Below are 13,437 nucleotides of genomic sequence, written 5' to 3'. Positions count from 1 at the left end.
TCGCATCCGTCGTCACGGACGCGCGGTCGGAATCAGTGCGCCGCCTCGTTCCAGTCCTGCCCGCGCCCGACCTGCACGTCGAGCGGCACGGTGAGATCCGCCGCATCGCCCATGCGAGTCCGAACGATCCGCTCGGCCGCGTCCCACTCCCCCGGTGCGACCTCGACGACGAGTTCGTCGTGGATCTGCAGCAGCGCACGCGAGGCGAGTCCCTCCGACCTGAGGTCTTCGTGGATGTGCAGCAGCGCGATCTTCATGATGTCGGCCGCGCTGCCCTGGATCGGTGCGTTGAGCGCCGCGCGCTCGGCGTTCTCGCGCAGCACGCGGTTGGGGCTCGCGAGGTCGGGGAAGGGTCGCCGCCGCCCGAAGATGGTCTCGGTGTAGCCGACCTCTTTGGCCTTCATGACAGATGCCCGGAGGTAGTCGCGTACCGCTCCGAACCGCGCGAAGTACTCGACCATCAGCTGCTTCGCCTCGGACTGCTCGATGCGGAGCTGCTTCGACAGGCCGAACGCGGAGAGACCGTAGACGAGGCCGTAGGACATCGCCTTCACCTTCGTGCGCATCGCGGACGTCACCTCGCTCGGTTCGACCCCGAACACTCGCGCGCCGACGAAGCGGTGGAGGTCCTCACCGCTGTTGAACGCCTCGATGAGGCCTTCGTCGCCGGACAGATGGGCCATGATGCGCATCTCGATCTGCGAGTAGTCGGCGGTGAGCAGCGACTCGTACCCCTCTCCCACCTGGAACGCGCTGCGGATGCGACGCGACTCCTCGGTGCGCACCGGGATGTTCTGCAGGTTCGGGTCTGTGCTCGACAGGCGCCCGGTCTGGCTTCCGGTCTGCACATACGTCGTGTGCACACGGTGATCGGTTCCGATCGCGGTGTCGAGCGACTCGATGATCTGACGGAGCTTCGTGGCCTCACGGTGCTGCAGCAGCAGACCGAGGAACGGATGCGGATGCGACTCCTGGAGATCGGCGAGCACCGCAGCATCCGTGGAGTATCCGGTCTTCGTCTTGCGGGTCTTGGGCAGCTGCAGGTCGTCGAACAGCACCTCCTGGAGCTGCTTCGGAGATCCGAGATTGAATTCGCGACCGACGATCCCGAACGCCTCCTGTGCGAGGCGGTCGGCGCGCGTCGCCAGCTCGCCCGAGAACGTCGAGAGGACGTCGTGCGACACCGCGACTCCCGCGACCTCCATGTCGGCCAGGGTGAGCAGGGTCGGAAGCTCGATGTCGGTGAGCACAGCGGCGACCGACTCGGGGATGTCGTCACGCAGAGCCGTGGCGACGCGGAGCGCGAACCAGGCCTCCTGCGATGGGGTGGCGCCCTCGGTCTCCGGCACGAGCTGCGAGGGATCCGCTTCGGGGAGCTTCTCTCCGAGATAGCGTTCGACGAGGTCGGACAGGGTCTTGTCGGGGAAGCTCGGTCGCAGCAGCCAGCCGGCGAGACTGGTGTCGTAAGCGAGTCCCTGGAGCCGGATGCCGAGGCGCAGCAGCGCCTTCACCTGGGGCTTCGCATCATGCAGCACCTTGGGGCGCGTCGACTCGAGCCACGGTCTCAGCACCTCGATGTCGTCATCGTTCCAGTCGAGTTCGCGGAGCTCGCTCGCGGTCGCGGCGCCGAGACGCGTCGGTGCCCCGCCCTGCACGACGATACGCAGTGCGACGTCGTCCGTCTGCGCGTCGGCCCAGCTGACGAACTCGGCTGCGGTGACCTGAGTCGGTTCGGGCAGCACCACCGTCGCGGCCGGATCGTCGGCGACCTCGCCGGCGCCGACTGCTTCGAAGACACGGGGCAGCAGGGTGCGGAACTCGAGGCGGGCGAAGATGTCGCGCACGGCCTGAGCGTCGATCGGGGCGACCGCGAGGTCGTCGGGAGCGACGGGAAGCTCGACGTCGCGCAGCAGTCGGTTGAGCCGACGGTTACGGCGCACGTCCTCGATGTGATCGCGCAGGTTGCCGCCCACGACCCCCTTGATCTCACCGGCTCGCTCGAGCAGGTCGTCGAGCGAACCGAACTGCGTCAGCCACTTGACGGCGGTCTTCTCCCCCACCTTGGGCACGCCGGGGAGATTGTCGCTCGTCTCGCCCACGAGAGCCGCGATGTCGGGATACTGCTCGGGCCGCACTCCGTAGCGTTCCTGCACGGTCACCGGGTCGTAGCGCTTGAGCTGCGAGACGCCCTGCACGGACGGGTACAGCAGCGTGACGTCGTCGGTGACCAGCTGGATCGTGTCACGGTCTCCGGAGACCACCAGGACGTCGTATCCCTGCTCCGCGCCCTGCGTCGAGAGCGTCGCGAGGATGTCGTCGGCCTCGAAGCCCTCTTTGGTGAGCACGGGGATCGACATCGCCGCGAGGCAGTCCTGCAGCAGCGGGATCTGACCCCGGAACTCCTGCGGGGACTCCGACCGCGTCGCCTTGTATTCGGGATACTGATCGGTGCGGAACGAATGACGGGAGGTGTCGAACGCGATCGCCATGTGCGTCGGCTGCTCGGCCTTGATGAGGTTCACCAGCATCGACAGGAAGCCGTAGATGGCGTTCGTGTGCTGATTGTCCTTCGTCGTGAAGTTCTCGACCGGGAGGGCGAAGAAGGCACGATAGGCGAGCGAATGGCCGTCGACGACCATGAGGGTAGGCTTTGCGGAGTCCGTCACCCTGTCAGCCTAACGAGGACGACAGACACCCGCTGAGGAGGAACCATGAGCGACACTGCCACCAGTGCAGGACTCGACTGGGCGACAGCCCGCGGAATGGGTGCTCTCGCTCAGAAGATGGGCATGGAGTTCCTCGAGTTCACCACCGAGCGATGCGTCGCGACGCTCCCGGTCGAGGGGAACACACAGCCCGTCGGCCTCATGCACGGCGGTGCCTACGTGGTTCTCGGCGAGTCGCTCGGCTCGATGGCGGCGAACCTGCACGCGGGCCCGGGCCGACTCGCGGTCGGGGTGGACATCAACGCCACCCACACGCGCTCCGCCACGTCGGGTGTCGTGACGGGCGTCTGCACACCCGTCCATCTCGGCCGCAGCATCACCGTGCACGAGATCGTCGTGACCGACGATCAGGGGCGTCGTTGCTCGACCATCCGGATCACCAACATGATCAAGGACGCTCCCGCGGCAGGCTGAGCGGCTCGACCAGCAGCAACTGGAACAGCAGGTGATCCTGCCACTCCCCCGCGATGCGCAGGTACTGCGGCGCGATGCCGATGCGCTCGAAGCCGTTGTCGGCGAGCACACGCTGTGAACCAGAGTTGTGCAGGAGGGTCGCTGCCTGCAGCCTGTGCAGCTGCACCTCCTCGCGGGCGTACTCGGCGACCCGGTGGACGCCGCGGGAAGCGAGTCCCCGCCGCAGACGCGTCCTGTCGACCCAGTAGCCCAGGTCCGCATTCCAGAAAGCCCCGCGGACGATGTTGTTGAGGTTGATCCTTCCGCGGATCTCACCATCGGACGACTCGATCACGAACCGGATGTTCCGACCGGCCGACGCTTCGATGACGCACTGCTCCGCATGGAACTCCTGCCACTCCGGAGTGAAGAACTCCGGAGCCCTGAGCGGTTCCCACGGCGCGAGATGGTCGCGATTCGCGGAGTACGCTCTCGCGAGGGCCGCGCCGTCGCCGGTCCGGACCGGACGCAGAACATGCTCTGCGTCGAGTGGAAGCAAAGGCTACTTCTTCGGAGCGAGCTGCTCGATGATCGCCTTCGCCACGTCCTGCATCGTCAGACGGCGGTCCATCGATGCCTTCTGGATCCAGCGGAACGCCTCGGGCTCGGAAAGGCCCATCTTCTCGTTGAGCAGTCCCTTGGCGCGGTCGACGAGCTTGCGGGTCTCGAAGCGCTCGACCATGTCGGCGACCTCGGCCTCGAGCGTGATGATCTGCTCGTGGCGAGCGAGAGCGATCTCGATGGCGGGCAGCAGGTCGTTCGGCGTGAACGGCTTGACCACATAGGCCAGGGCGCCGGCCTCGCTGGCCCGTTCGACGAGTTCCTTCTGGCTGAATGCCGTGAGGAGGACGACGGGTGCGATGTTGCCCTTGTGCAGCTTCTCGGCGGCGCTGATGCCATCGAGCTGCGGCATCTTGACGTCCATGATGACGAGATCGGGGCGCAGCTCGGTCGCCAGCGCCACGGCGGTCTCTCCGTCGCCGGCCTCGCCGACGACATCGAAGCCGTTGTCGCGGAGGATCTCGACGATGTCGAGACGGATCAGCGACTCGTCCTCGGCGACGACGACGCGTCGGGGTGCGGATGACGTGGGCTGCTCGGCTGCCTGTTCTTGCTCGGTCACAGATCCATCCTAGTGGAGAGCGCCTCTGAGGTCCCCCGATGCCGCGGCGCGTGAGGATCGACACTGATCCGCTGCGCTAAAGTCGAAGACGCGACACACGAGCCGGCGTGGCGGAATGGCAGACGCGGAGCACTCAAAATGCTTTGTCCGAAAGGGCGTGTGGGTTCGAGTCCCACCGCCGGCACATCAGAGAACAGCCCTCAGACGAGTGACCAGATCTCATCGTCGATGAGGAGGTAGCGATCCAGTACGGGCCGCATGGCCGCGTGCAGTTCGCGCTCCGCGACGGCAGGATGCTCTGCGAGCACGACCCGTGTCGGCACCGCCGCACGGATGATCACGTCGAGGTTCTCGTCGGAGGCGTCCACCGGGGCTCCGTCACGCAGCACGGGCATGTAGGTGCCGCCACCGTAGATGCGGGCTCCGTCGTCCGCCGCGATCGTCTCGGCGATGCGCGTCTGCGCGAGCGGCACCGGCACGCACGCGATCGCGTCGCACGTTCGGAATCGACGCTTGAGGCGGTATCGGACCCCGATGCTGCCGGGCTTCGACGACGTCATCGGATCAGCCATCACCGCAGCAGGGTCGGCCGGGGCCTCGGAACGACCCGCACCGGGCACGCCGCACGGCGGCCGGGCGCTGTCGAGGCGCGCGTCCGTGGCGGGTTCGATGGTCGCTTCATCCATGGGCACGGCGCCCGCGTGGTCTGTCACGGCGTGCGCCAGCACCAGAGTATCCGTCATGCGCTGAGAATCCGTCATGTCGCGGCGCCGACCGGTCCCGAGACGGTGCCCGCGGGCGCCGAGGCCGAGCGGCTCAGGGTTCGGAGAGAGACGCGACCTCGCCGAGGACGCGAGGATCCGCGAGGATCCGGAAGTGCCCGCCTGTGTCGAGCCGGACGTTCCGGCGCGCACCCGGCAGTTCGCTGCCCTCGGGGATATGCGGATCGAAGGTGGCGTACACCGATACGATCCGTTCGTTCACGTCCTGATGCCGAGCGAGCTCCACGATCGAGGGATGCGAGGGGGCGAAGGCCCACAGGGACGGGACAGGGAGTATCCGTGCGTACCGGGAACCGCCGAAGGGAGTCGCGACCGCCAACATGGCGCGTACTCGAGTCCCCGCCGGGCCGGCCATCGCGAGCTTCCCCGCGAGTCCGCCCTTGCTGTGCGCGACGAGCAGCACGTCGGACAGGTCCGCGCGCTCGAGGAAGGCCGTCACGACCCGCGCTGCATCCCGCACGGGACGCTGATTGCGTCTCAGGGCATCGACCACGTAGATCGGATGGCCGCGATCATGCAGGGCCGTGATCAGCGGTTGCATGAAGCGCCATGTCTCGTAGACCCCGGGAAGGATGACGATCGGAGCAGCATGGCCCCCGGCGAACGAAGACGGATCGCGGCGGTCGAAGGCCGAGCGCACCTGCCAGTAGGCGGCATAGGCGTAGTCCGCGATCCACCAGCGGGCCCGTCTCACGAGATCGATGATGTCCCCTCCCCTGGTGGCCGCGCCGCATCCGTCACGCCAGACGATACCAACCGCCAGGACTCCCCGGCGACGGATACGACGAAGGGGCGGAACCGTGGCTCCGCCCCTTCGCCTCTTGCCTGGATCAGACCGTGGCTTCCTTGTAGATCGGAGCCGCGCCGTTCACGGCGTCTCCGACCTTGTGCACGCGGATGTCGTTGGTCGAGCCGACGATTCCGGGAGGGGAACCGGAGATCACGACGACCTTGTCACCCTCGACGGCGAGTCCGCTGCTGAGCAGATAGTCGTCGACCTGCAGATACATCAGGTCCGTGTGCTGGACCATGTCGACGAGCTTCGAGCGGATGCCCCAGGTGAGCGCCATGCGACGGCGGATGCTCGGCTCGGGTGTGAACGCGATCATCGGGATACGCGAGCGCAGACGCGAGAGACGACGCGCCGAGTCACCGGACTGGGTGAACACGCAGAGGAACTTCGCGTCGACGAACTCGGCCACCTCGAGAGCGGCGAGAGTGATCGCACCACCCTGCGTGCGCGGCTTGTTCGTCAGCGGGGCGATGCGCTCGAGTCCGTGCTCTTCGGTGGACTCGATGATGCGAGCCATCGTCTCGACGACGACGACCGGGTAGTCACCCACGCTGGTCTCGCCCGAGAGCATCACGGCATCCGCGCCGTCGAGCACGGCGTTGGCGACGTCGGAGGTCTCGGCGCGCGTCGGCACCGGGCTGTTGATCATCGACTCGAGCATCTGAGTGGCGACGATGACGGGCTTCGCGTTGCGGCGTGCCAGTTCGACAGCGCGCTTCTGGACGATCGGCACGGCCTCCAGAGGCAGCTCGACCCCGAGGTCGCCACGGGCGACCATGATCGCGTCGAACGCGTCGACGATCTCCTCGAGAGCGTCGACGGCCTGCGGCTTCTCGACCTTGGCGATGACGGGGACCTTGACGCCCTCCTCTGCCATGATCTCGTGCACGCGGCTGACGTCTTCGGCGTTGCGGACGAACGACAGGGCGATGAGGTCGGCGCCGATGCGCAGGCCCCAACGGAGGTCGTCCTCGTCCTTCTCGCTGAGCGCGGGGACGTTGACGGCGACGCCGGGCAGGTTGATGCCCTTGTTGTTCGAGACGGCGCCCGCGACGATCACGCGCGTCGTGACGGTGACTCCGTCGGTCTCGACGACCTCGACGCGGACCTTGCCGTCGTCGATAAGCAGGAAGTCGCCCGGCTTGACGTCGTTGGGCAGGCCCTTGAACGTCGTGCCCGAGATCTCCTTGTTGCCGATGATGTCTTCGGTCGTGATCTTGAAGATGTCGCCTTCGGCGAGCTCGTAGGGACCGTTCTCGAACTTGCCGAGACGGATCTTCGGCCCCTGAAGGTCGACGAGGATGGCGACGGCGCGGCCCGCATCGTCGGCAGCGCGACGGACGTTGGCGTAGTTGTTCTCGTGCACGGAGTAGTCACCGTGGCTGAGGTTCAGACGGGCGACGTCCACTCCGGCGTCGATGAGTGCACGCACGGTCTCGTACGTGGAGGTGGCGGGGCCCAGGGTGGCGACGATTTTCGCGCGTCTCAAAGATTGCTCCAGGGTAGTGGGGGATGGAAATCAGGCGACGGTGCCGCCGCTCAGCCTACGCGGGCTGGAGACCGATAGCGACTTCATGTGGTCGCACCGGCTCGGGCAGCACGGTGGTCCCCATGAGGAATCGGTCGACGTTCGCCGCAGCCGCGCGGCCCTCGGCGATCGCCCAGACGATCAGCGACTGTCCGCGACCGGCATCGCCGGCGACGAAGACGCCGGGAACCGTGGACTCGTAGCTGTCATCACGTCGGAAGGCACCGCGGTCTGTCACCTGCGGGAGGGTGTCCTCGGAGTAGCCGTCCTGCTCCGGACCGGTGAAGCCCATCGCGATCAGTACCAGATCTGCGGGGATCTCGCGCTCCGTCCCGCTCTTGGGAACCCGGCGGCCGTCGATGAACTCGGTCTCGGCGACGCGGAGCGCGCGCACCTCGCCGACATCGTTCGAGAGGAATTCGACGGTCGAGGCGAGGAAGACCCGCTCGCCGCCCTCTTCATGTGCCGAGGAGATCTCGAACAGCGTCGGCATCATCGGCCAGGGCTGGTGGCCCGGCCGCTCGGTGCCTGGCTGCTTGCCGATCGCGAGGTTCGTCACGCTGATCGCGCCCTGACGGTGTGCGGTGCCGATGCAGTCCGCACCGGTGTCACCGCCGCCGATCACGATGACGTGCTTGCCCTCGGCGGTGATCTGCTCCGGCACCTTGTCACCGGCGACCGCATGGTTCGACTCGACCAGGTACTCCATCGCGAAGTGCACTCCGTCGAGGTCGCGACCAGGGATAGACAGGTCGCGCGGAACCGTGGATCCGGTGGCGATCACGATGGCGTCGTAGCGGGCGCGCAGGTCGGCCCACGAGATGTCCTTGCCGATCTCTACTCCGGCGCGGAAGCGTGTTCCCTCTTCCTGCATCTGGCGAAGGCGCGACTCGAGCTGCCCCTTCTCCATCTTGAAGTCGGGGATCCCGTAACGCAGCAGGCCGCCGATGCGGTCGTCGCGCTCGAACACCGCGACCGTGTGACCGGCGCGCGTGAGCTGCTGAGCAGCGGCGAGACCGGCAGGGCCGGACCCGACGACCGCGACGGTCTTGCCCGTCAGGCGGGCCGGTGGCTGCGGTTCGACCCAGCCCTTGGCGAACGCCTCGTCGATGATCGAGACCTCGATCTGCTTGATCGTGACAGGAGGCTGGTTGATGCCGAGCACGCAGGAGCTCTCGCACGGGGCCGGGCACAGGCGACCGGTGAACTCCGGGAAGTTGTTGGTCGCGTGCAGGCGATCGATCGCCGCACGGCCCTCGCCGCGCCAGGTCAGGTCGTTCCACTCGGGGATCAGGTTGCCCAGCGGGCAGCCCTGATGGCAGAACGGCACGCCGCAGTCCATGCAGCGACCTGCCTGCCGCTTCAGGACGGCCTGGTCGCCGGGCTCGTAGACCTCTTTCCAGTCCATGATGCGCACGGGCACAGGGCGACGCGGGGGAAGCTCACGTTCTGTGACCTTCAGAAAACCTTTGGGATCAGCCACCGGTCACCTCCAGGATGCGGTTCCAGACGATGTCGCCGTCGGGGTCGATGCCCTCGGCGACTGCTTCTTCGCGCATGCTGCGGACTGCCGCGTAGTCGCGAGGAAGCACCTTCGTGAACTGGCCTGCGGTCTCATCGAACCGGGCCAGGATGTCGGAGCCGAGCGGCGAGGCCGTGCGCTCCACGTGTGCCACGATCAGGCTCCGCAGCACTTCGAGGTCGGCTCGGTCGAGCGGTTCGAGCCGGAGCTCGCCGCTGCCGAGCGACTGGGCGTTGATCTTGCCGCTGTCGAGCGAGTGGATGTAGGCCACTCCCCCGGACATGCCGGCGCCGAGGTTGCGACCCGTCGAGCCGAGGATCACCGCGACGCCGCCCGTCATGTACTCGAGCGCGTGGTCGCCCACTCCCTCGACGACGGCGGTCGCGCCGGAGTTGCGCACGAGGAATCGCTCGCCGACCACGCCGGAGAGATACATGGTCCCGGACGTCGCGCCGTAGCCGATCACGTTGCCGGCGATCACGTTCTCGTGCGGAGCGATGGCAGCCCCGCGAGCGGGACGGATCGAGATGTCACCGCCCGAGAGCCCCTTGCCGACGTAGTCGTTCGCGTCGCCCTCGAGTCGAAGCACGATTCCAGAAGGCAGGAAAGCGCCGAGCGACTGACCGGCGGTGCCGTGCAGCGTGACGTCGATGGTGCCGCTGGGAAGCCCCGCGGCGCCGTGTCGGGAGGTGACCTGGTGACCCAGCATCGTCCCGACGGCGCGTTCGGTGTTCGCGATCGGCAGCTCGACCACCACCGGTTCGCCGTTGAGGAGCGCCGGCTTGGCGATGTCGATGAGCTGCACGTCGAAGTGCTTCTCGAGCTCGTGATCCTGCGTGCGGCGGCTGCGACGCGGCTCGCTCGCCGGGAATGCCGGCCCCTCGAGCACGGGGCTCAGGTCGAGGCCCTCCGCCTTCCAGTGCTGGAGTGCGGCGTTCGCCTCGATCAGCTCGGTGCGGCCGACGATCTCATCGATCGAGCGGTAGCCGAGCTCGGCCAGGATCTCGCGCACCTCTTCGGCGATGAACTCCATGAAGTTCACGACGAACTCCGGCTTGCCGGTGAAGCGCTCGCGCAGCACGGGGTTCTGCGTCGCGACGCCCACCGGGCAGGTGTCGAGGTGGCAGACGCGCATCATGATGCAGCCGCTGACGACGAGCGGAGCCGTCGCGAACCCGAACTCCTCCGCGCCCAGCAGAGCGCCGATGATGACATCGCGTCCCGTCTTGAGCTGGCCGTCGACCTGCACGACCACGCGATCGCGCATGCCGTTGAGCATCAGCGTCTGCTGGGTCTCGGCGAGGCCGAGCTCCCACGGCGTTCCCGCGTGCTTGAGCGAGTTCATCGGGCTCGCACCCGTGCCGCCGTCGTGACCTGAGACCAGGATGACGTCGCTCAGAGCCTTCGCGACACCCGCCGAGACCGCGCCGATGCCCGACTGGCTGACGAGCTTCGTGTGGATCCGCGCCTCGGGGTTGGCCCGCTTCAGGTCGAAGATGAGCTGCTTCAGGTCTTCGATCGAATAGATGTCGTGGTGCGGTGGGGGCGAGATGAGTCCCACACCGGGTGTTCCGCCGCGCGTGCGCGCGACCCACGGATACACCTTCTGCGGAGGCAGCTGACCGCCCTCGCCGGGCTTCGCGCCCTGGGCGAGCTTGATCTGGATGTCGTCGGCCTCGGTGAGGTACAGGCTGGTGACACCGAAGCGTCCCGAGGCGACCTGCTTGATCGCGCTGCGGCGCTCGGGATCGAGCAGACGGTCGGCATCCTCCCCGCCCTCACCCGTGTTGGACTTGCCGCCGAGCCTGTTCATGGCGATCGCGAGAGTCTCGTGGGCCTCTTTCGAGATCGATCCGTAGCTCATCGCGCCGGTCGAGAACCGCTTGACGATCGCCGAGACCGGCTCGACCTCGTCGAGCGGCACCGGCTTGCGCGTACCGGTCCGCAGCGAGAACAGACCGCGCAGAGTCTTGAGCTCCGCCGCCTGATCGTCGACCATCCTGGTGTACTCGCGGAAGATGTCGTAGCGGCGCTCGCGTGTGGCGTGCTGCAGCTTGAACACCGTCTCCGGGTTGAAGAGGTGCGGGGAACCGTCGCGACGCCACTGGTACTCGCCACCGGTCCAGAGGCGCTCGTGAGCGCGAGCAGCCTCATCCTCCGGGTAGGCGTAGTCGTGACGAGCCTGATTCTCGATGAAGATCTCTTGGATCCCGATGCCGCCGAGCTTCGACTCGGTGCGCGTGAAGTACTTGTCGATGAACTCCTCGCTCAGACCGACGGCCTCGAAGACCTGTGCGCCGGCGTACGACGAGACGGTCGAGATGCCCATCTTCGACATGATCTTCAGCACGCCCTTGCCGAGCGCGTAGATCAGGTTGCGGACGGCCTTCTCGGGGCTGATGCCGGTGATGTAGCCGGTGCGCACCAGGTGCTCCACGGTCTCCATCGCGAGGTACGGGTTCACGGCCGACGCGCCGTATCCGATCAGCGTCGCGACGTGATGCACCTCGCGGACGTCACCCGCCTCCACGATCAGACCGACCTTCATGCGGTTCTCACGACGGATCAGGTGGTGATGGATGGCCGAGACCATGAGGAGCGAAGGGATCGGGGTCAGATCCTTGTTCGAGTCGCGATCCGACAGGATGATGAACTCGGCACCGCTCTCGATGGCCTCATCGACCTCGTCGCACATCTCGGTCAGACGCTTCTCGAGCGTGTTAGAGCCGGCGTCGAAGTGGTACAGGCCCCTGATCGTCACGCTGGAGCGATCGGGAAGAGCCTTGTCGATGTGACGGATCTTCGCGAGCTCGTCGTTGTCGATCACCGGGAAGTCGAGCGACACCGTGCGGGTGTGGTCGGGACCCCAGGTGAGCAGATTGCTCTCGGGGCCGAGACCGAGCTTCAGACTCGTCACGACCTCTTCGCGGATCGAGTCGAGCGGCGGGTTGGTCACCTGCGCGAACTGCTGAGTGAAGTAGTCGAAGAGCAGGCGGGGACGCTTGCTGAGGACCGCGATCGGAGTGTCGGATCCCATCGCGCCGAGAGGCTCGACACCGTTCTGGCCCATCGGGGTCAGCAGGATGCGCACCTCCTCCTCCGTGTAGCCGAAGGTGCGTTGACGGCGGGTGATCGATGCGGGCGGGTGCACGATGTGCTCACGCTCGGGGAGGTCCGCGAGCCGCACGGAACCGGCATCCAGCCATTCCTGCCACGGGTGCATGGTCGCGAGATCGTGCTTGATCTCCTCGTCTTCGATGATGCGTCGCTGCGACGTGTCGACGAGGAACATCTTGCCGGGCTGCAGGCGTCCGCGACGCTTGATCCGCTCGGGTTCGAAGGTGAGCACACCGGTCTCCGAGCCGATGACGATGAGGCCGTCGGTCGTCTCGGTCCAGCGCCCGGGGCGGAGCCCGTTGCGGTCGAGGGTCGCGCCGACGACGGTGCCGTCGGTGAAGATGAGCGCCGCGGGGCCGTCCCAGGGCTCCATCTGGTTCGAGTGGTACTCGTAGAACGAACGAAGCTCCGGAGAGATGTCGGACTGCTTCTCGTATGCCTCGGGGACCATCATCATGATGGCGTGCGGCAGGCTGCGACCGGTGAGGGTGAGCAGCTCGAGCACCTCGTCGAACGACGCGGAGTCGCTGGCACCGTCGGTGCAGATCGGCAGCAGCGGCGCGACGTCGCCCAGCAGCTCGGATTCGAGCTGCGACTGGCGAGCCCGCATCCAGTTGCGGTTGCCGCCGACCGTGTTGATCTCGCCGTTGTGCGCGAGCATGCGCAACGGCTGAGCGAGCGGCCAGGAGGGGAACGTGTTCGTGGAGTAGCGGGAGTGCACGACCGCGAGCTCGGACATGAAGCGCTCGTCCTGCAGGTCGGGGTAGAACGGCTCGAGCTGCAGCGTCGTGACCATGCCCTTGTAGCCGAGAGTGCGGGCGGACAGCGTCACGAAGTAGGCGCCGAGCTCGTGACCGGCGCGCTTGCGCAGTCGGTATGCGACGCGGTCGAGGGCGATGCCGGTGAGCGGGGCGTCCGAGTGCGTCGCTCCCCCGGCGCTCACGAAGAGCTGCTCGAAGGCGGGACGCGCCTCGTCGGCGAGCTTTCCGAGGTTGTCGTTGACCGTCGGAACCTCGCGCCAGCCGAGGACGCGGAGTCCCTCCGAGCGGGCGATCTTCTCGATGCCGGCCTTCTGCTGGCGGCGCTCGCTGGAATCGCGCGGCAGGAATGCCAGGCCCGCGGCGTACTCGCCGACCGGGGGCAGTTCGAAGTCGGTGACGGCGCGCAGGAACGCGTCCGGCATCTGCGTAAGGATGCCCGCGCCGTCTCCGGTGCCGGCATCCGAGCCGATCGCCCCGCGGTGCTCCAGGTTGCGCAGCGCTTCGAGCGCGAGCGCGATGATGTCGTGGCCCGCCTCGCCGCGGAGGGTCGCGACCATGGCGAGGCCGCAGGCGTCCTTCTCGAACGCCGGGTTGTACATGCCCTGCTTCGGGGGGTAAGCGCCGGAAGCGCC

9 protein-coding genes and 1 tRNA gene are annotated in these 13,437 nt (G+C 67.1%); 2 read left to right on the top strand and 8 right to left on the bottom strand.

Annotated elements, in window-relative coordinates; all coding sequences use genetic code 11:
• Positions 1-32: 32 nt before the first annotated feature.
• Positions 33-2,666 (bottom strand): DNA polymerase I, encoded by a 2,634-nt coding sequence (polA, locus tag LQZ85_RS08665; protein WP_056278759.1) that lies wholly within the window; start codon positions 2,664-2,666, stop codon positions 33-35.
• A gap of 45 nt (positions 2,667-2,711) precedes the next feature.
• Here polA and LQZ85_RS08660 point away from each other — a divergent pair, with 45 nt between their 5' ends.
• Positions 2,712-3,140 carry a hotdog fold thioesterase gene (locus LQZ85_RS08660; protein WP_056278760.1) on the top strand — a complete coding sequence of 143 codons (429 nt, stop codon included), beginning with the start codon at positions 2,712-2,714 and terminating at the stop codon, positions 3,138-3,140.
• Here the strand turns inward: LQZ85_RS08660 and LQZ85_RS08655 are convergent.
• Together LQZ85_RS08655 and LQZ85_RS08650 are read right to left on the bottom strand one after the other, a co-directional pair.
• Entirely contained in the window at positions 3,115-3,678 is a 564-nt protein-coding gene (locus LQZ85_RS08655) for a GNAT family N-acetyltransferase (RefSeq protein ID WP_056278761.1), read from the bottom strand. The genes LQZ85_RS08660 and LQZ85_RS08655 overlap by 26 nt on opposite strands.
• A gap of 3 nt (positions 3,679-3,681) precedes the next feature.
• Positions 3,682-4,302 carry a response regulator gene (locus LQZ85_RS08650; protein WP_042536652.1) on the bottom strand — a complete coding sequence of 207 codons (621 nt, stop codon included), beginning with the start codon at positions 4,300-4,302 and terminating at the stop codon, positions 3,682-3,684.
• A gap of 101 nt (positions 4,303-4,403) precedes the next feature.
• Here LQZ85_RS08650 and LQZ85_RS08645 point away from each other — a divergent pair.
• Positions 4,404-4,486, top strand: a tRNA-Leu gene (locus LQZ85_RS08645).
• A 16-nt stretch (positions 4,487-4,502) separates the two neighbouring features.
• Here the strand turns inward: LQZ85_RS08645 and LQZ85_RS08640 are convergent.
• The 5 genes from LQZ85_RS08640 to gltB all read right to left on the bottom strand — a co-directional run bounded on the left by LQZ85_RS08640 (position 4,503) and on the right by gltB (position 13,404).
• Positions 4,503-5,045 (bottom strand): hypothetical protein, encoded by a 543-nt coding sequence (locus tag LQZ85_RS08640; RefSeq protein ID WP_157538189.1) that lies wholly within the window; start codon positions 5,043-5,045, stop codon positions 4,503-4,505.
• 73 nt (positions 5,046-5,118) lie between these two features.
• Positions 5,119-5,778: an alpha/beta hydrolase gene (locus LQZ85_RS08635; RefSeq protein WP_230100793.1), complete on the bottom strand. Its 660-nt coding sequence runs from the start codon at positions 5,776-5,778 to the stop codon at positions 5,119-5,121.
• 136 nt (positions 5,779-5,914) lie between these two features.
• Positions 5,915-7,366: a pyruvate kinase gene (gene pyk, locus LQZ85_RS08630; protein ID WP_053096089.1), complete on the bottom strand. Its 1,452-nt coding sequence runs from the start codon at positions 7,364-7,366 to the stop codon at positions 5,915-5,917.
• Positions 7,367-7,421: 55 nt separating this feature from the next.
• On the bottom strand, positions 7,422-8,888 hold the full coding sequence (locus LQZ85_RS08625; RefSeq protein WP_053096090.1) for a glutamate synthase subunit beta: 1,467 nt from the start codon (positions 8,886-8,888) through the stop codon (positions 7,422-7,424).
• Entirely contained in the window at positions 8,881-13,404 is a 4,524-nt protein-coding gene (gene gltB, locus LQZ85_RS08620; RefSeq protein WP_157538235.1) for a glutamate synthase large subunit, read from the bottom strand. Before gltB ends, LQZ85_RS08625 begins: the two co-directional genes overlap by 8 nt.
• Positions 13,405-13,437: the final 33 nt, after the last annotated feature.

Source organism: Microbacterium sp. Bi98, from assembly GCF_918698045.1.
Classification (GTDB): domain Bacteria; phylum Actinomycetota; class Actinomycetes; order Actinomycetales; family Microbacteriaceae; genus Microbacterium.
The sequence above is the reverse complement of the archived record's forward strand: the minus strand, read 5'-3'. Positions and strand labels throughout refer to the sequence as shown.

What these genes read in the sequence shown, in the direction of transcription:
- LQZ85_RS08640 (WP_157538189.1), bottom strand. Translation starts at nt 5,045, where the DNA reads ATGACGGATACTCTGGTGCTGGCGCACGCCGTGACAGACCACGCGGGC.
- LQZ85_RS08660 (WP_056278760.1), top strand. Translation starts at nt 2,712, where the DNA reads ATGAGCGACACTGCCACCAGTGCAGGACTCGACTGGGCGACAGCCCGC.
- gltB (WP_157538235.1), bottom strand. Translation starts at nt 13,404, where the DNA reads ATGTACAACCCGGCGTTCGAGAAGGACGCCTGCGGCCTCGCCATGGTC.